14 protein-coding genes and 1 tRNA gene are annotated in these 17,169 nt (G+C 73.9%); 8 read left to right on the top strand and 7 right to left on the bottom strand.

Annotation, left to right across the window (positions count from 1 at the left end; translation table 11 throughout):
- Nucleotides 1–6: 6 nt before the first annotated feature.
- From C1703_RS19945 to C1703_RS19955, 3 genes are all read right to left on the bottom strand, one after another.
- On the bottom strand, nucleotides 7–1,557 hold the full coding sequence (locus C1703_RS19945) for a Stp1/IreP family PP2C-type Ser/Thr phosphatase (protein ID WP_114254152.1): 1,551 nt from the start codon (nucleotides 1,555–1,557) through the stop codon (nucleotides 7–9).
- A 132-nt stretch (nucleotides 1,558–1,689) separates the two neighbouring features.
- The gene (locus C1703_RS19950; RefSeq protein ID WP_114254153.1) at nucleotides 1,690–2,199 is read right to left on the bottom strand and encodes an FHA domain-containing protein; all 510 of its coding nucleotides are present in this window, start codon (nucleotides 2,197–2,199) and stop codon (nucleotides 1,690–1,692) included.
- 10 nt (nucleotides 2,200–2,209) lie between these two features.
- Nucleotides 2,210–3,076, bottom strand: coding sequence for a DUF3662 and FHA domain-containing protein (locus C1703_RS19955; RefSeq protein WP_114254154.1), 867 nt, complete (start codon nucleotides 3,074–3,076; stop codon nucleotides 2,210–2,212).
- A gap of 472 nt (nucleotides 3,077–3,548) precedes the next feature.
- Between C1703_RS19955 and C1703_RS19960 the strand changes: the two genes are divergently transcribed.
- A tRNA-Leu gene (locus C1703_RS19960) sits at nucleotides 3,549–3,632 on the top strand.
- Between the two features lie 113 nt (nucleotides 3,633–3,745).
- Here C1703_RS19960 and C1703_RS19965 read toward each other — a convergent pair.
- Together C1703_RS19965 and C1703_RS19970 are read right to left on the bottom strand one after the other, a co-directional pair.
- Complete coding sequence (locus C1703_RS19965) at nucleotides 3,746–6,193, bottom strand: ABC transporter permease (protein ID WP_114254155.1); 2,448 nt, start codon at nucleotides 6,191–6,193, stop codon at nucleotides 3,746–3,748.
- On the bottom strand, nucleotides 6,187–6,912 hold the full coding sequence (locus tag C1703_RS19970) for an ABC transporter ATP-binding protein (RefSeq protein WP_114254156.1): 726 nt from the start codon (nucleotides 6,910–6,912) through the stop codon (nucleotides 6,187–6,189). Before C1703_RS19970 ends, C1703_RS19965 begins: the two co-directional genes overlap by 7 nt.
- A gap of 200 nt (nucleotides 6,913–7,112) precedes the next feature.
- On the opposite strand from C1703_RS19970, the gene C1703_RS19975 reads away from it, so the two are divergent.
- The 4 genes from C1703_RS19975 to C1703_RS19990 all read left to right on the top strand — a co-directional run bounded on the left by C1703_RS19975 (nucleotide 7,113) and on the right by C1703_RS19990 (nucleotide 11,363).
- The gene (locus tag C1703_RS19975) at nucleotides 7,113–8,384 is read left to right on the top strand and encodes a sensor histidine kinase (protein WP_198678223.1); all 1,272 of its coding nucleotides are present in this window, start codon (nucleotides 7,113–7,115) and stop codon (nucleotides 8,382–8,384) included.
- A complete protein-coding gene (locus tag C1703_RS19980; RefSeq protein ID WP_198678431.1) occupies nucleotides 8,374–9,033 on the top strand; it encodes a response regulator transcription factor in 660 nt (219 codons plus the stop codon). Before C1703_RS19975 ends, C1703_RS19980 begins: the two co-directional genes overlap by 11 nt.
- 204 nt (nucleotides 9,034–9,237) lie before the next feature.
- Nucleotides 9,238–9,933, top strand: a complete 696-nt coding sequence (locus C1703_RS19985; RefSeq protein ID WP_114254157.1) for a ScbR family autoregulator-binding transcription factor — start codon at nucleotides 9,238–9,240, stop codon at nucleotides 9,931–9,933.
- 131 nt (nucleotides 9,934–10,064) lie between these two features.
- The gene (locus tag C1703_RS19990; protein WP_114254158.1) at nucleotides 10,065–11,363 is read left to right on the top strand and encodes a cytochrome P450; all 1,299 of its coding nucleotides are present in this window, start codon (nucleotides 10,065–10,067) and stop codon (nucleotides 11,361–11,363) included.
- On the opposite strand, the gene C1703_RS19995 is transcribed toward C1703_RS19990, so the two are convergent.
- Together C1703_RS19995 and C1703_RS20000 are read right to left on the bottom strand one after the other, a co-directional pair.
- The gene (locus C1703_RS19995) at nucleotides 11,356–12,279 is read right to left on the bottom strand and encodes an NAD-dependent epimerase/dehydratase family protein (protein ID WP_114254159.1); all 924 of its coding nucleotides are present in this window, start codon (nucleotides 12,277–12,279) and stop codon (nucleotides 11,356–11,358) included. The genes C1703_RS19990 and C1703_RS19995 overlap by 8 nt on opposite strands.
- Nucleotides 12,276–13,361: a ScbA/BarX family gamma-butyrolactone biosynthesis protein gene (locus C1703_RS20000; RefSeq protein WP_114254160.1), complete on the bottom strand. Its 1,086-nt coding sequence runs from the start codon at nucleotides 13,359–13,361 to the stop codon at nucleotides 12,276–12,278. Before C1703_RS20000 ends, C1703_RS19995 begins: the two co-directional genes overlap by 4 nt.
- Before the next feature lie 160 nt (nucleotides 13,362–13,521).
- Here C1703_RS20000 and C1703_RS20005 point away from each other — a divergent pair, with 160 nt between their 5' ends.
- The 3 genes from C1703_RS20005 (at nucleotide 13,522) to C1703_RS20020 (ending at nucleotide 17,133) form a co-directional block, all read left to right on the top strand.
- Complete coding sequence (locus tag C1703_RS20005; RefSeq protein ID WP_232840535.1) at nucleotides 13,522–14,301, top strand: ScbR family autoregulator-binding transcription factor; 780 nt, start codon at nucleotides 13,522–13,524, stop codon at nucleotides 14,299–14,301.
- A 164-nt stretch (nucleotides 14,302–14,465) separates the two neighbouring features.
- Nucleotides 14,466–15,887 carry a DUF2252 domain-containing protein gene (locus C1703_RS20015; RefSeq protein ID WP_114254161.1) on the top strand — a complete coding sequence of 474 codons (1,422 nt, stop codon included), beginning with the start codon at nucleotides 14,466–14,468 and terminating at the stop codon, nucleotides 15,885–15,887.
- 430 nt (nucleotides 15,888–16,317) lie between these two features.
- Nucleotides 16,318–17,133 (top strand): hypothetical protein, encoded by an 816-nt coding sequence (locus C1703_RS20020; protein WP_114257507.1) that lies wholly within the window; start codon nucleotides 16,318–16,320, stop codon nucleotides 17,131–17,133.
- Nucleotides 17,134–17,169 lie beyond the last annotated feature (36 nt).

Consider the following 17,169-nt stretch of genomic DNA (forward strand, 5'->3'; position numbering starts at 1 on the left):
GCTTGCCTACTGCTTACCGCACAGCGAGACGACCTTCTGCTCTTCCTCCGAGAGGCTGGGGCCGGGGCTGGGAGTGGGTGCGGTCGTGGTCGGGGGCGTGGACTTCTCAGGCGCCGACGGCGAGCCCGACGGGTTCGACGGGTTCGGCGTCGGTGTGGCCTTTGACGTGAAGGAGGCGGGAGTGGTTCCCGTGGTGCCGCCGGCCTCGCCTTCGCCGGTCCTGGAGTTGTTCCGGCTCTCGGCCTCGCGCCGCTGCGCTTCCTTCCTGCACGCGGAGGCCTGTACCGACAGTTCCTGGATCTTCGCCTGGGCGTTCTTCAGCCCGCCCTCGGCGATGGTCGCCTTGACCGCCTTCTGCTGGTACGGCGGCAGGTACTTGAGTTCGATCTCGGGGTGGTCCTTCTCGACCTTCGAGAGGGAGACCCAGGCCAGGTCCTGGCTGATGCCCCGGTACAGCGCGACGTGCTCGCCCTGGGTGCCGACGTAGTACTGCGTCTGCGTCCAGCGCCAGCCGCCGTAGAGTCCGCCGCCGATGACGGCGAGCACCAGGGCGGTGTAGAGGGATCTCTTCAGCCAGCGGCCCTTCCCGCGCGGCTTGACGAAGTCGTCGTCGCCGTAGCCGAAGCCGGTCGCCGGGATGTAGCCGGTGGTGTCGCCGGAGCCGGGCGGGCCGAACTCGCCGCCGCCCTGGCCGTGCCCCTGGCGGCCGAGCCCGGAGGCGCGGCCGGCGGGGGTCTGCATGATGCCGTTGTCGTGCAGCTGGTGCTGGTTCTCGGCGACCGCGCCGACCACGACCGGGGTGTCGGACAGCTGCCCGGCGAGGGTGTCGCCGGTGTCCAGGTCGAGGACGTCGGCGACGATGACGGTGATGTTGTCGGGGCCGCCGCCGCGCAGCGCCAGCTCGATGAGGTTCTGGACGGTCTCCTGGGGGCCCTGGTAGCTGGCGAGGGTGTCCTCCAGCGTCTGGTGGGACACCACCCCGGACAGGCCGTCGGAGCAGATCAGGTAGCGGTCGCCGGCGCGGACCTCGCGGATGGAGAGGTCCGGCTCGACGTGGTCGCCGGAGCCGAGCGCGCGCATGAGGAGCGAGCGCTGGGGGTGGGTGGTGGCCTCTTCCTCGGTGATGCGGCCCTCGTCGACCAGGCGCTGCACCCAGGTGTGGTCCTGGGTGATCTGGGTCAGCACACCGTCGCGGAGCAGGTACGCGCGGGAGTCGCCGACGTGCACCAGGCCGAGGCGCTGCCCGGTCCACAGCAGGGCGGTGAGGGTGGTCCCCATGCCCTCCAGCTGGGGGTCCTCCTCGACCATCGAGCGCAGCTGGTCGTTGGCGCGCTGCACCGCCGTGCCGAGCGAGGTGAGGAGGTCGGAGCCGGGGACGTCGTCGTCGAGGGCGACGATGGTGGAGATGGCCTCGGAGGAGGCGACCTCACCGGCGGCGGCGCCGCCCATGCCGTCGGCGATGGCGAGCAGGCGTGGGCCGGCGTACCCGGAGTCCTCGTTGCCCTCCCGGATCATGCCCTTGTGCGATCCGGCCGCGAAGCGCAGTGACAGACTCATGCGCACCTCGCCTGTCGGCTCCGGGTACAGCCGGTCGTGTCGAGCCACACTGCCCACCCTCCGGTCGGGAGCGCGCCGGGGCCCGGGGTGGGGCCCGCCACTGCGTGCTCGCTCCGCTCGCTCATTGTCGTACTACTTCCGCAGCTCGATGACGGTCTTGCCGATGCGGATCGGCGCGCCCAGCGCAATCGGTGTGGGAGTCGTCAGCCGGGTCCGGTCCAGGTACGTGCCGTTGGTGGAGCCGAGGTCCTCGACGATCCACTGGCCGTCGCGGTCCGGATAGATCCTGGCATGGCGGCTGGAGGCGTAGTCGTCGTCCAGCACGATCGTCGAGTCGTGCGCCCGGCCCAGGGTGATGGTCTGGCCCTGCAGGGCGACCGTCGTGCCGGTGAGGGTGCCCTCGGTCACGACCAGCTTGGTGGGGGCGTTGCGGCCGCGCCGGCCGCCGGAGGCCTGCTGGCGCTGCTGCGGCGGCGCCTGGCGGGCGGCCTGCTGCTGCCGGCCGGCCTCGCGGCGCGATCCGCGCTGGGTGACGCGCGTCCCGAACAGGTCGCTCCGGATGACCTGCACGGCCACGATCACGAACAGCCACAGAACGGCCAGGAACCCCAGCCGCATGACCGTGAGGGTCAGCTCTGACATTGCCCCCGCTTCACCCTTCGGCTTGCCTATAGATAACGGTGGTACTGCCCACGACGATCCGCGAGCCGTCGCGGAGCGTAGCGCGGGTGGTGTGCTGCCCGTCCACCACGATGCCGTTGGTGGATCCGAGATCCTGGATCGTCGAGGGCGTTCCGGTCCGGATCTCGCAGTGCCGGCGGGAGACGCCGGGGTCGTCGATCCGCACGTCGGCGTCGGTGCTGCGGCCCAGCACGAGCGTCGGGCGGGAGATCTGATGGCGGGTGCCGTTGATCTCGATCCAGTGGCGGGTGCGTCCGCCGGCGGCGGCGCGGCCGGGGGCCGCTGGCGCCCGCGGCCGGCGGGTACCCGTACCCGCCGGGCAGCCGCCGGGCGGCGGCGCGGCGGGCATGGGCGGGGCGCCGGCGGCGCGGCGGCGGCGGTAGCCGTAGCCACCGGGGCGTCCGGCCGGCGGGGCGGCGGGCGCGGCGGGCGCGGCGGCGCCTCCCGGGCCGGCCTGGCTGCTGGAGGAGGCGAGCGTACGGCTGCGCACCCGGTACAGGCCGGTGTCGAGGTCCTCGGCCTTCTCCAGGTGCACCTTGATCGGGCCCATGAAGGTGTAGCGCTGCTGCTTGGCGTAGTCGCGCACCATGCCGGCGAGCTCGTCGCCGAGCTGGCCGGAGTACGGGCTGAGCCGCTCGAAGTCCGGCGTGCTCAGTTCCACGATGAAGTCGTTGGGGACGACCGTCCGGTCGCGGTTCCAGATGGTGGCGTTGTTGTCGCACTCGCGCTGGAGCGCGCCGGCGATCTCCACGGGCTGGACCTCGGACTTGAACACCTTGGCGAAGGTGCCGTTGACCAGACCTTCGAGACGCTGCTCGAACTTCTTCAGGACTCCCATGGGGCACCTCCTCCGTCGCTGCCGTCCTGTGTACTGCCCTGCGGGCCGCTTGCCTGGTACTGCTTACTGATCGTATCCACGCGCCGGTCGATCGGCTGGTTCCCCCTGTCAGCCCGGCCGACGGGTGTCGACGCATGACGAAGTTCCCTGTGGAGCTCCCCTTCGAACTCCGGCGGGAGTACTGCCGCGCGCAACCGCTTCAGGTACCCCTGCCAAGGATCGTAGAGGCGGCCGGAGACCAGTGTCCCGCACCGGACTGTGGACCCCGCCCCCTCCTGGGGGGACAGGGGGTACCGGTACGAGGTTGATACGTGAAGCGGCACGCGTTGATACGTGGCGGGGGCACCGAAGGTTCGGCGAGGGTTCTGCCTGCGGAACAACGGATGTGAACCCACCCCGTCCAGCGTGCTAATGTTCTGGGTGTCGGAAGGCGCCAGGCCCCAAGGGGCAGGGAGCCCAGGACACACCCAATGCGCGGGTGGCGGAATAGGCAGACGCGCTGGATTCAGGTTCCAGTGCCCGCAAGGGCGTGGGGGTTCAACTCCCCCCTCGCGCACCGTCGGAACGGGCGGCATCGATCAGATGCCGCCCGTTCTTCGTGTCTGCGGATGTGACGGTTGTCTCGGTGTTTCGCCGTGTGAGGAAGCTCTCAGGCCGGTCCCCGCGGACTCACTCCCGAAGGCCCGCCAGGGTCGCCGGGCGGCGGCGCAGGGCGAGGGCGGTCGGCACGACCGCCGAGGCCACGGCGAGCAGGGCGCAGGCCGTCGCGGTCGTGCCGAGGGCCTGCCACGGGAAGGCCAGAGCGGGCCGGACCGACAGCAGCGCGAGGGCGCCGGTCAGGCCGGCCAGGTTGACGGCGGCGACCGCGAGACCGAGGAGCGCGCCGGCCGCGACGACCGTCAGGGCCTCGGCGCCGGCCAGTCGCAGCACCTGCCACCGGGTGGCCCCGGCCAGCCGCAGCACGGCCAGGTCGCGGGCCCGGTCGGAGGTCCCCATGACCATGGTGTTGGCCACCGAGATGCCCGTGTAGAGGAGGGCGATGCCGAGGACCAGCAACAGGCCGAGGCGGGTCGTGCGGTTGGTCTCGGGGTGGGTGGCCCGGAGCCATGCCTCGCGGGTGAGGACCCGGCCGGGACCCGCGGCCCGGTCGAGGGCGGTGGCCACGGCTGCCGGGTCCGCGCCGTCCCTCAGGGCCACGTCGATCCGGTCGATCGCGGCGCCCGGGGCGTTGCGCGGGGTGACGTAGACGCCGTTGTCCCCCGTGCCGGTGGTCAGCACCGCGGCGATGCGCAGGGTGCGGGGCGTCCCGTCGCCGAGCCACACGCGTACCCGCTCGCCCACCCGGTGCCGCCGCCACTCCCCGTTGACGATGATCGAGTCGTCGTCCAGGTCGCTGACCCTGCCCGCGGTGAGCGGGAGGCGGGTGGTGGCCGCCAGGGCGGCGGGGGTCGCGGCGCGGCCCTCGGAGCGGACCAGGGCCACGCCGTCCTCCAGGACGTGGACGGCCGTCGAGGACGTGGGTGAGATGTCCGTGCCCGGTACGGCGCGGAGTCTGCGCAGGGTGGCGTCGTCGAAGCCCGTTCCGGGCGGCGGGGTGAGGACGAAGGCGGCGGTGGTGCGGTCGCCCGCCTCGGCGGCCTTCGCGCGGTTCAGGGTCGCGGTGGTGCCGAGCAGCGAACCCGCCAGGGCGACGGTGACCAGGACGGGGGCCGCGCGCGCGGCGGTACGGCGTACCCCGGTGGCCGTGTTCGCGCGGACCAGCATGCCGACGGTCGTGGGCAGGCAGGTCAGCAGCCGGGTCAGGGGGCGCAGTACGAGGGGTGCGAGCAGGGCGGCCGCGGTGATCAGCAGCATGGGGCGGCTGATGTAGGTCTTGCGGTGGAGGAGGTCGCCGGGGTCGCCGGTGAGGGTGAGGACCAGGGTCACGGCGGCGGTGAGCAGGAGTGCCGTGCCGCACAGCAGTCGGCCCGGGGTGATCCGCCCGCTGTCCTCGCGCAGGGCCGCGGTGGGGGCGGTGCGGCCGGCCCGCCAGGAGGCCGCGGTCGCTCCGGCCAGGGCGACGAGCAGGCCGGTCCAGAAGGCCGCGTGGTACGGCCAGGTGTGGTCGCCGATGGTGAACCAGGCCGGGGCGAGGCCCTCGTCGGCGACCCGGGCCGCCAGGCGGGGTGCGAGGTGGGAGCCGAGTGCGCAGCCCGCGGCCGAGGCGAGGGCGCCGACGGTGAGGGCCTCGGCGAGGACGGTGCGGCGGATCTGGCCGGGGGTGGCACCGGTGGTGCGCAGCAGGGCGAACTCCCGGCGCCGCTGGGCGACCGCGAAGGCGAAGGTCGAGGCGACGACGAAGACCGACACGAAGGCGGTGACGCCGCCGGCGGTGCCGAACAGGGCGTTCATCGCGGTGAGCGCCTCGCTGTCCCGGCCGGGGTCGGCGTCGGCGAGGCGGCGCGCGTCACCGGTGAGGACCCGGGCGCTGCCGCCGACCGTCCGCCGTACGGCCGCCGGATCGGCCGTGACGACCAACTGGTGGACGGCGGGAGCCAGTCGGGCGGCGCGGGTGTCGGTGAAGAACACGGCGTTCTCGAAACCGCGCAAGGGGTCCACGGCGTTCTCGAAACCGCGCGGGGTCAGGGTGCCGACGACGCGTACCGTGCCCCGGTCCGTGCGGAGCCGTCGGCCGAGGCGGGACGGGTCGCCGGTGAGGGCGACCTCGTCGGCCGTGCGGGGCGCCCGGCCGGCCGTGAGGTCGTAGGGGGCGAACGCGGCGGTGGACCAGGGGTGGCCCACCAGGCCGGCGGGGCCGCCCCGCACGGGGAACGACCGGTCCTCGACGACCGGGCCCAGCTTCCGCAGCGCGGTGACGGTCGCCGCGGGGAGGGGGCGCGGGTGGGCGAGCCGGGCCGTGCGGTCGCCGATCGGGGTCGGAACGCGCAGGGTGTCCTGGCTCTTGACGACGACAGGCGCGGCGGCGAAGCGTTCGGGGCGGCGCTCCGGGGCGGTCGCGGACGAGGCCAGGGCCAGGCCCGTCACGGTGAGCAGGGCCACGCCCAGGCAGAGGGCGACGAAGCTGCCGGTGAAGCCGGCCCAGCGGGTGCGCAGGGTGCGCAGGGCGACGGTCAGCACGGCACGGCCTCCAGGCGGGTCATGCGCGCGGCGATGGTGTCGGCGCCGGCGCCGGTCAACTCGCCGTTGACACGGCCGTCGACGAGGAAGAGCACGCGGTCGGCGTACGCGGCGGCGACCGGGTCGTGCGTGACCATGACGACCGTCTGGCCCTCGCGGTCGACCATGCCGCGCAGCAGGCCGAGCACCTCGCGGCCGGTGCGGGTGTCCAAGGCCCCGGTCGGCTCGTCGCCGAACAGCACGTCGGGGCGGGTGATCAACGCGCGGGCCAGGGCGACGCGTTGCTGCTGGCCGCCGGACAACTGCCCGGGCCGGTGCCGGGCCCGTTCGGCGAGGCCGACCTGGGCGAGCGCCTGGCGCACCCGGGCCTTCGCCACGCGGCGGCCGGCCAGGCGCAGGGGCAGGGCCACGTTCTGCTCGGCGGTCAGCGAGGGCAGCAGGTTGAACGCCTGGAAGACGAACCCGACGCGCTCGCGGCGCAGCAGCGTCAGGCGCCGCTCGCTCAGGCCGGTCAGTTCGGTGCCGCCCACGGTGACCGACCCGGAGGTGGGCCGGTCCAGGCCGGCGGCGCACTGGAGCAGGGTGGACTTGCCGGAGCCGGAGGGGCCCATGACGGCGGTGAAGGTCCCCGTGCGGAACGCGAGGGAGACGTCGTCGAGTGCGGTCACGGGGCCGTAGGTCCTGGTGACCGAGTCCAGCCGGACGGCGTCGTGTGTCATGGGATCCCCCTGGTGTGTCGGTGTGGCTTCACCTGGTGTGGATGTGGCTTCACCTGGTGTCGGTGTGGCTTCCACGAAACCGGGTGGGGGTGGGTCGGCGCAGTGCGGCGGGGCCTAGATGTGGGGTAGGGCCAGGCCTACCCCTGAGCCTCCCTCTGGGCCCATGGCCAGGGCTGCGGGGGGCTCCTACGGTGATCCCCATGCACCCTCGGAACGTGTGGCAGGCCCTGCGCCGCCCCGGCTATCTGCTGTCGGCGTGGCCCTTGCGGTCGGCCGGTTACCTGCTCACCGGCGCGGTGACCGGCGTCGTCGTGCTCGTCGGGATCGTGGTGTCGGCGGCGGCCGGCGGGGTGCTCGCGCTCGCGCTGGTGGGGCTGCCGCTGCTGCTCGGGACGGCCCTGGCGGGCATTCCCGTGGCGGCGGTGGAGCGGCTCCGGCTGCGGCTGGTCGACAGGGAGCCGGCGTCCGACGCGCACGAGCCGCCCGGGGAGCCGGGGCTGCGGCCCTGGCTGGCGACGCGGCTGCGGGAGCGCGCCACCTGGCGGGAGCTGGGCCACGCGCTGCTCTTCGCGGGGCTGCTGTGGCCGGTCGACGCCCTCGCGTTCGCCGTCTTCCTGCTGGGGCCGCTCACCGTGGTGGCGACTCCGGTGCTGCTGGCCGTGAACGGCGAGGCGAAGGTGCTCAAGGTGTGGCTCGTCAGCACCTGGCCGGCCGCCGCCGGGTGCGCCGTGCTGGGGCTGGTCCTGCTGGCCCTGGGCGCCTACCTGCTGGGCGTCGTCGCGGGGGCCCGGGCGGGGCTGGCCCGGCTGCTGGTCGCCCCGCGCGAGGCCGACCTGGGGGCCAGGGTGATCGAACTGAGCCGGTCCCGGCTGCGGTTGGTGGACGCCTTCGAGGCGGAGCGGCGGCGGATCGAGCGCGATCTGCACGACGGGGCGCAGCAGCGGCTCGTCGCCCTGACGATGACGCTCGGCCTGGCCCGGCTGGACGCCCCGCCCGGCCCGCTCGCCGAGCAGCTCGCCAAGGCGCACGAGGAGGCGGGCGCGGCCCTCGCGGAGCTGCGCGAGCTGATCCAGGGCATCTATCCCAAGGTCCTCGCCGACTACGGCCTCGAAGCGGCCGTCGCCGACGCCGCCGACCGCTCGGCCGTACCCGTCGACGTCGACCTGGAGCTGCCCGGGCGGCTCTCCGAAGCGGTCGAGGCGGCGGCGTACTTCGTGGTGTGCGAGGCGCTCGCCAACGTCGGCAAGCACAGCGGGGCGAGCCGGGCCGAGGTGAGCGGCGGTCACCGCGAGGGCCGGCTGTTCCTGCAGGTCCGCGACGACGGGCGCGGCGGTGCCCGGGCCGGGGCGGGCAGCGGGCTGACCGGACTCGCCGACCGGGTGTCGGTGCTCGATGGCAGACTCTCCCTGTCCAGCCCGCCCGGCGGGCCGACCCTGCTGCGTGTGGAGATCCCTTGTGAGCCTGCGAGTTGACCGGCCGCTGCGCGTCGTCCTGGCCGAGGACAGCGTGCTGCTGCGGGACGGGCTCGTCGGGCTGCTCGAACGCTGCGGGCACGAGGTCGTCGCGGCCGTCGGGGACGCCGAGGCGCTGGTGGCCGCCGTCGGGGAACACGGGCCCGACGTGGTGGTGACGGACGTGCGGATGCCGCCCGGCTTCCAGGACGAGGGCCTGCACGCGGCCGTGCGGCTGCGCGGGGAGCGGCCCACGCTGCCCGTCCTGGTCCTCAGCCAGTACGTGCAGCGCCGGTACGCCGCCGAGCTGCTGGACTCCGGCGACGGCACGGGCGTCGGCTACCTGCTCAAGGACCGCGTCGGCCAGGTCGAGGAGTTCGTGGCGGCGCTCGGCGAGGTCGCGGACGGCGGCACGGTCGTCGACCCCGAGGTGGTACGGCAGTTGCTGCGCCGCCGCCGCGACCCGCTGGAGCGGCTCACGCCGCGCGAGCGGGAGGTGCTGGCGCTGATCGCGCAGGGCAGGTCGAACGGGGCGATCGCCCGGGAACTGGTCGTCTCCGAGGCGGCCGTGGGCAAGCACGTCTCCGGCATCCTCACCAAGCTGGACCTGCCGCCGGCGGACGACACCCACCGCCGGGTCCTGGCCGTGCTCGCGTATCTGCGGGCCTAGGGCCCTTCTGATGGATCTCCGCGGCGTCGCGACGCCCGGCACACCCGCTCCCCGCACGCCGCTCGCACGCACCGAACGCCGCTCCTTCTCCCACGGAGATCCATCAGAAGGGCCCTGGCCCGGACGGGGCGGCGGGCGCGTTGTGCAAAAACCAGCGAGTTGGTTTCATTGCGTCGCCATCAGAGCCCTGCAGGGGAGCCACGGGTGACCAAACAGGACCGGGCCGTCCGGACCCGCCTCGCGCTGATCCGGTCGGCGGCCGAACAGTTCGAGGCACGGGGGTACGTCCGGGCCAGTCTCGCGGAGATCAGCGCGGGGGCCGGCGTCAGCTCCGGCGCGCTGCACTTCCACTTCGTGAACAAGGCCGCCGTGGCGGAGGCCGTCGAGGACGCCGCCGCCCTGGCACTGCGCCGGATCGGGCGCCGGGGCCGCGGCGGGGACGGGTGCGCCCTGCAGCGCCTGGTCGACGTCACCCACCAGGTCGCCCGGCTGCTGTGCGCCGACGTCGTGGTGCGGGCGGGGTTACGCCTCAACGCCGAGGCGGTCGACGGGCGGGTGCGCGACCTGCGCCGGGAGTGGCGGGAGTGCGTGCACGAGCTGCTGGCCGAGGCGGAGCGGCGGGGCGAACTCGCCGCCGGTGTGCCGCCGCACCGCACCAGCGCCGTCGTCCTCGCCGCCACGACCGGCATCGAGGTGCTGGCCCGGGAGGACCAAGGGTGGCTCGCGCGGCCCTCGTTGACCGACCTGTGGCAGCTGCTCCTGCCGTGCGTGGCGGCGCCGCACCTGGCCGGCGCGCTGGACCCGGCGGGCACCGGGCCGGAGGACGTGGACTTCGAGGCGGATCCGGGCGCGGAGCCAGATCGGGAGGAGACCGGCACGGCGGGGCTCGCGCTGCGGTAGCGACACTCCGGCTCCCCCTCTCGTGGCCGACAGTGTGTGAAGTGATGGCCAAAACAAACCGGATGCCAAGTTTTCTCCCCGCCCGGATCGCACCATGGTCTCCCAGCCTCTGGACCAAGGAGCGATGAGTCATGGCACAGCAGGCCTGCCCCTTCCTGGCGGTCGACCCGTCCGGCCAGGACCTCTACGACGAGATATCCCGGATCCGTGCCCAGGGCCCGGCCGTGGAGGTGGAACTCCCCGGCGGCGTCAGGGCGTGGTGGATCAACGGCCTGGAGCTGAACAAGCGGCTCCTGGCCGGTCCCGAGACGAGCAAGGACGCCTACCAGCACTGGCCGGCCTGGATCAACGGGGACATCTCCCGCACCTGGCCGCTCGCCATCTGGGTCTCCGTGCGCAACATGGTCACCGCCTACGGCGCCGACCACAGCCGGCTGCGCAAGCCGATGGCCGCTGCCTTCACCAAGCGCCGCGTCGACGCCCTCCTGCCGCGCGTCCAGGAGATCGTCGACCGTGCCCTGGACGACCTGGAGCAGGTCCCGAAGGGCGAAGTCGTCGACCTGCGGGCGGCGTTCGCGGCGCCGGTGCCGCACGAGGTGGTGTGCGAACTCTTCGGCGTACCGCACGGCGAGGACGGTCCGCGGGCCGCGCTCTACCGCATCATCAACGGCTTCTTCGACACGGCGATCTCCCTGGAGGACGCCCAGGCCAACGCCGTCGAGCTCTACGCCACGCTGACCGCGTTCCTCCAGGACAAGCGCGCGCACCCGGCCGACGACCTGACGACCGCGCTCATCGCCGCCCGCGACGAAGGCCACCTCAGCGAACAGGAGTTGATGGACAATCTGATCCTGCTGCTCACGGCGGGCTTCGAGACGACCGTCAACCTCATCGACAACACCGTGCACAGCCTGCTCGCCCACCCGGAGCAGCTCGAACTCGTCCGCTCCGGGCAGGTGTCCTGGGAGGACGCCATCGAGGAGTCGCTGCGGTACGAGGCGCCGGGCGCCATGTCGGGCCTGCGCTACGCCGTCGAGGACATCGAGATCGAGCCGGGCCTCACGATCCCGAAGGGCGACCCGGTGGTCGTGTCCTTCGCCGGTGCCGGACGCGACCCCGAGCGGCACGGCCCGGACGCCGACCGGTTCGACGTCACCCGCGCCAGCAGGAGCGACCACATCTCCTTCGGCCACGGCGTCCACCACTGCCTGGGCCGGCCCCTGGCCATGGCCGAGGCGACGGCGGCCCTGACGTCCCTGTTCGACCGCTTCCCGCGGCTGGCCCTGGCCGATCCGTCCCGTCCGCCGAGGCGGCTCCGGTCGATCATCTCCACGGGGCACGAGTCGTTGCCCGTGCTGCTGCACGGCCGGGACACGGGCCCGCGCCCGGAGGAGACGCAGGCGGAGTCGGGGGCGCAGGCGATCAGGTAGCCGGCAGCTCGCGCAGGAACGAGCGGTACCAGGGGGCCGCGCGCCTGAATCCGGCCGCGAAGCCCTCGCCGGGGGAGCAGTCGAGGTCCTTCCAGAAGGCGTCGTCCACGAACCAGTGGTCGACGGTGAGCATGCCGAGGTGATGGAGGGCGAGCGGCGACCCGGCGGCCCGGTCAAGGGCGGTGGCTACGTCCACCGCCGCACCGCCGCCGGGCTCCCCCAGGTGCTCGCGCACGGCCCCGAGCAGCTCCGGAACCGTCACCGGCTCGGGGTGGCCGACGTGGTGCGCGCCGTCGGCGTGCGCCGGGGACAGCGCCGCGGCCACGGCCGCGCGGCCCAGGGTGTCGACGTCGATCATCGACTGGAGCGCCGTGCAGCCGGTCACGGTCGCCGACAACTCCCGCAGCAGCCGGACCAGTCCGGGGACGACCCACCGGTCGCCCTCGCCGTACACCAGGTGCGGCCGCAGCACCATGCCGCCCGCGCCGAGAACGTGCTGTTCGGCGGCGGCCCGGGTGCGGCTGGTGGCCGACGCGGGCGCGATCGGCACCTCGCCGGGGCGTACGCCGCGGAAGGGTCCCCGGCCGTAGACGGCGGCCGTGCTCACGTACACGATCCGGCGCACCCCGGCGCGCACGGCCTCTTCGACCAGGGCCCTGGTGCCCCGGTCGTTGACGGCCTCGGCGGTCTCGGCGTCGCCGCCGATCCGGGTGGCGCAGTGCACCAGGACGTCGGTGTCCGCGCACGCGCCGCGCAGCGAGGCCGGGTCGGACAGGTCGCCGTGGACGGTGTCGTTCCCGGTCCCCGCGCGCCGGGACAGCGTCCGCACCCGGACGCCGGGACGGCTACGGGCCGCGGCGACCGCGCGGCTGCCGACGAAACCGCTCGCGCCGGTGATCAGAAAGGTGACCGTCACGACGGGGACCGTACCTCCGCCGTCCGCGCGGAGGTCAGCGTGGCGGTGAAGACGGCCTCGCCGTCCTGCCGTCCCGACACGCGTACGGTCACTTCCTCCGGGTCCTCGTCGAGCAGCTCCGTCTCCAGCAGGCACGGGCTGCGCAGTTCGGCGTACCGGGCGAAGTCGGCCGTCATCGTGCGGGGCCGGAAGGGGCGTTGACCGGACGCGGCGGCCGCGGCCTGGCGGGCTGCCTCGAACAGGACCATGCCGGGAACGTGGTCGTTGGGCCGGGGGAAGAGGACCGGGTGGCCGGTGTCCACGCGCAGCAGCCAGACGCCGGGGCGGTCGGCGGGGGCGAGGACGACGTCCTCGGCGCGGGAGCGGCCGGCGAGTTCCGGCGCGATGCCCGGCAGCAGCGGAACAGGGGTGCCCACTTCGGCCAACTGCTGTCCCCGCAGGCGGCGGTAGGCGAGCGGGGAGGTGCAGCCGGTGCTGCCCGTGCCCCGCGCGACGAAGCGCCCGGCGCGGCGGAACTCCATCGTGGTCCGCATGCTCGCCAGGCCGCGGCCGCGGCGGCGGATCTCGGAGCACACGACGTCGATCTCGACCGGTTCGGCCGCGTCCGACAGCAGCAGCGCGGACGGGTCGGTGGAGACCGTCAGGTCCCACATGACGAAGTGGGTGTCGGCCGGGGCGCCGAACTCGGCGTGCGCGAGCACCATCGAGGCCTGCCGCAACGTTTCGCCCACGACCATCGGGTCCTGGTGGCGGTCGTCCACGGGGCCGAAGAAGGGGTGGGCGGCCGGCCAGTGCGCGGTGAAACGGAAGCGCGTGTCGGAGATTCTGCTCCACCGCTTGGGGAAGACGTCCGTGTCGGTGGTGCGGTGGGCGAGTTCCTTGGTGACGGTGGTGGCGGTGGTGCCTGTGGTGGTGCCTGTGGTGGCGGATGCAGATGCCGGTGCGGGTGTTGTGATGACCGGCGTGTGGGGTGTGGGGTGTTGTGGCGCGTTCTCGACGGCCGCAACGGTTCTGTTTGCCGGACGGCCCTCTCGTCCGGTCTGATCGTCCGTGAGTGCGCTTAAAGGTCCTGTCTGCGGCATGAGAATCCCCAGGATCGGCTGCCTGGCTGCGGTCGGCGTCTGACTAAGATACGGACGAGCCGGTTTTTTTCAAAGGGTGGGCCAGGCTGCCGGGACAGGCTCTCGCGCCCTCGCTGCACAGCGACTTCACAGGGATCGACGGAGATCAGGGAGGCACCCGATGGCGCGACAGGAGCGCGCGATCCGCACCCGGCGGACCATCCTGGAGGCGGCGGCGGCCGTCTTCGACGAACGCGGCTACACCTCGGCGACCATCGGGGAGATCCTGGACCGGGCCGGCGTCACCAAGGGCGCGCTGTACTTCCACTTCGGCTCCAAGGAGGAGCTCGCGGTCGGGGTGTTCGAGGAACAGCTCGCGATCACGCTCCCGCCGCAGTCCAGCAAGCTCCAGGAACTCGTCGACTCCGGCCTGGTACTGGCCCGGCGGCTGCGGTCCGAGCCGCTGGTGCGGGCCAGTGTGGGGCTCGCCCTCGACCAGGGGGCCATGGACCTCGACCGTGCGGCGGCCTTCCGCATGTGGTTCGACCAGAACGTGCAGCGGCTCGCGGAGGCGAAGGCGCGGGGTGAACTGCTGCCGCACGTCGACGTGGCGGAGACGGCGGAGCTGCTGGTGGGCAGCTTCTCGGGGGTGCAGCTGCTGTCCCAGCTGCGCTGCCAGCGGCAGGATCTGGAGCGCCGTGTCGTCGTGATGTTCGAACACTTCCTGCCGAGCATCACGGTTCCCGCGGTCCTGGCCCGTCTCGACATCTCGGTGGGCCGGGCCGAGCGGGTGCTCGCCCAGGGGCGGATCGAGCCGGGTCGGGCGGACGAGGGTCGGGCGGAGCCGGGGCGGGCGGAGCAGGGGCGGGCGGAGCAGGGTCGCGCGGCGCCGGGTCGGGCAAAGCCGGGACGGGCGGAGCAGGGGCCGGTTGTGCCGGCGCAGGCTTCGTCGGGGGCGTGAGGGCCGGCCTCCTCGCGGGCCGGGCTTCCGGGGCGAAGCGGCTCTCGCGCTGACACCGGTTGTCCACAGGTGTGGAGTTGTCCACAGGGTCTGACGCGTTTCGGCCGCCGGTTGTACGGTCGGCACGAGTTGATGTTCGTGCGCGTGCGGGGGAGGCGGTCGGTATGACCAGGGCTGAGGACGAGACCGGGAACGGGACGGGGCGTCGGCTGCCCCGGGTGCGGGGCTTCGCCGAGTGGCCGGTCGAGGGCTCGCCCAAGGAGGAGGGCAAGGCCCTGCGCAGGCGCGTCCCGCGCCACGCGCACGCCACGCTCGACCTGGACGCGTCCCGGCCCGACGCGGTGAGCGCCGTCGAGGAGTCGGGCCGCGGCCGACTGCCCGAGCTCACGCCGATCCGGGTCGGCCGCATGGCCGCCACCCCCTTCGCGTTCCTGCGCGGCGCCGCGGGACTCATGGCCTACGACCTGGCGCGCACGCCCATGACCAGGATCCGGGCCCAGATCTGCGGCGACGCCCATGCGGCCAATTTCGGCCTGTACGGCGACGCGCGCGGCGGCCTCGTCATCGATCTGAACGACTTCGACGAGACGGTGCGCGGCCCCTGGGAATGGGACCTCAAGCGCCTCGCGGCCTCCCTGGTGCTCGCGGGCCGGGAGGCGGGAGCCGACGAGGACCGGTGCCGCAAGGCGGCGTACGACGCGGTGGGCGCCTACCGTCGCACCATGCGACTGCTGGCCAAACTGCCGGTGCTGGACGCGTGGAACGCCATCGCGGACGAGGAACTCGTCTCCCACACGGACGCCCATGACCTGCTCGGCACGCTGGAGCGGGTCTCCGAGAAGGCCCGGCACAACACCAGCGGGCGCTTCGCGGCCAAGTCGACCGAGGCCGTCGAGGGCGGCGGGCGCCGCTTCGTCGACGCCCCGCCGGTGCTGCGGCGCGTCCCGGACGAGGAGGCCGCGGCGGTCGCGGGGTCCCTGGAGGAGTACGTCGGCACGCTGCCCGAGGACCGCCTCCCCCTCCTCGCCCGGCACGCGGTGCACGACGTGGCGTTCCGCGTCGTCGGCACCGGCAGCGTCGGCACCCGGTCCTACGTCGTGCTGCTCCTGGACCACCGGGGTGAGCCGCTGGTGCTCCAGGTCAAGGAGGCGCGGGCGTCGGCGTTGGTGCCGCATCTGGTGACCGCCGGTTTCGAGGCGCCGGAGGCCGGCCACGAGGGGCGGCGGGTCGTGCTCGGCCAGAAGCGGATGCAGGTCGTCAGCGACATGCTGCTGGGCTGGACGACGGTCGACGGGCACCCCTTCCAGGTCCGCCAGTTCCGCAACCGCAAGGGCAGCGTCGACCCGGCCGCCCTGGCCGCCGACCAGATAGACGACTACGGCCGGATGACCGGCGCCCTCCTGGCCCGGGCCCACTCCCACAGCGCCGACCCCCGCCTCGTCGCCGGGTACTGCGGCAAGAGCGAGGAACTGGACGAGGCGATGGCGGCGTTCGCCGTGGCCTACGCGGACCGCACCGAGGCGGACCACGCGGAGCTGGTGGCGGGCGTACGGGCGGGGAAGCTCGCGGCGGAACTGGGGGTGTAGCGGGGCGGGGACCGCGCGTCCGGCCCAGCCGGGGGCGGTCGTGCCGCTCGGGCCGGGATGGCGGGCGGGTCGGCACCGTGTGCGGGGCGGCGCGGGATGGTGGGTGGTCGGCGCGGTTGGTGGCCCGGCACCGTGTGCGGGCACGGGACGGCGTGCGGGTCGGCGAGGTTGGTGGGTCGGCACCGTGTGTGGTCGGCGCGGTTGGTGGCCCGGCACCGTGTGCGGGCACGGGACGGCGTGCGGGTCGGCGAGGTTGGTGGGTCGGCATGGTGGGCGGTCGGCACGGCATGGTGTGCGGGTCGGCACCGTGGGTGGGTCGGGTGGTGCTCGGCTGTGCCGGTCCGGGTGCCTCCCGTCCCGGGCCGGAGGGGACTGGGCTCACGGAGGGCAGGGGCACGGGGGCGGTCCGCCCGTGGCCTACGCTGGTCGGGTGACGACCCCCGAAGCTGAGCAGGACGGTGGCGACGCCGCCCGCCCCGAGGCACGGCTGGAGCGGGCCGTGCGGGCCGCCGAGCAGGCGCTGATCGAGTACGAGATCGCCGTGGAGACCTTCCGCGTCGAGGTCGAGAACTTCTCCCGGCTGCACGAGCAGAAGCTGGGCCCGCTGTACGCCCGGCTCGAGGAACTGGACGCCCGGATCCTGGAGGCCAGGGCCGCCCGCAGCGGCGACCCCGAGGACCGGCGCCGGGCGGAGGAGGCCAGGGCGCGGCTCGCGCCGATCCCCGGCGTCGAGGAGCTGCTGCACGGCTGGATGGACGACAGCGGCCTGTTCCCCGAAGCCGTGGCGATGCTCACGGACCAGGCGGTCCGGCCCCCGCAGCGGGTCCGCCCCAGCGAAGAGGCCCGCAAGCTCTACCGCGACCTGGCCCGCAAGGCCCACCCGGACCTGGCCCAGGAGGAGAAGGAGCGCGAGCGGCGCGAGGAGTTCATCACCCGCGTCAACGCCGCCTACGCCCGGGGCGACGAGGCGGAGCTGCGCGAACTCGCCGAGGAGTGGGCCAAGGGACCCGAGCTGAAGCGGGGCCCGAGCCGCGCCGAGGAGCTGTACGCCCGCCTCGAGTGGCTCGCCCAGCGCAAGGAGCTGCTCGCCCTGCTCGCCCGGGAACTGGAGGAGAGCGCGATAGGCCACATGCTCCAGCTGGCCCCGGACGACCCGGACCGTCTCCTGGACGAGATCGGGCAGGGGCTGCTCAGCCAGCTCGCCGACCGCGAGAGGGAGCTGGCCGCGCTGCTCGGTGAGGGCTGAGCCGCGTCCCGGCCGTCCCACCGGGCGTTCCGGTAG

The sequence above is a fragment of the Streptomyces sp. Go-475 genome (assembly GCF_003330845.1).
Lineage (GTDB): Bacteria > Actinomycetota > Actinomycetes > Streptomycetales > Streptomycetaceae > Streptomyces.

Coding starts and splice junctions, on each gene's coding strand:
- C1703_RS19945 (WP_114254152.1), bottom strand. CDS start 1,557: ATGAGTCTGTCACTGCGCTTCGCGGCCGGATCGCACAAGGGCATGATC.
- C1703_RS19970 (WP_114254156.1), bottom strand. CDS start 6,912: ATGACACACGACGCCGTCCGGCTGGACTCGGTCACCAGGACCTACGGC.
- C1703_RS19990 (WP_114254158.1), top strand. CDS start 10,065: ATGGCACAGCAGGCCTGCCCCTTCCTGGCGGTCGACCCGTCCGGCCAG.
- C1703_RS19975 (WP_198678223.1), top strand. CDS start 7,113: ATGCACCCTCGGAACGTGTGGCAGGCCCTGCGCCGCCCCGGCTATCTG.
- C1703_RS19955 (WP_114254154.1), bottom strand. CDS start 3,076: ATGGGAGTCCTGAAGAAGTTCGAGCAGCGTCTCGAAGGTCTGGTCAAC.
- C1703_RS19950 (WP_114254153.1), bottom strand. CDS start 2,199: ATGTCAGAGCTGACCCTCACGGTCATGCGGCTGGGGTTCCTGGCCGTT.
- C1703_RS20000 (WP_114254160.1), bottom strand. CDS start 13,361: ATGCCGCAGACAGGACCTTTAAGCGCACTCACGGACGATCAGACCGGA.
- C1703_RS20015 (WP_114254161.1), top strand. CDS start 14,466: ATGACCAGGGCTGAGGACGAGACCGGGAACGGGACGGGGCGTCGGCTG.
- C1703_RS20005 (WP_232840535.1), top strand. CDS start 13,522: ATGGCGCGACAGGAGCGCGCGATCCGCACCCGGCGGACCATCCTGGAG.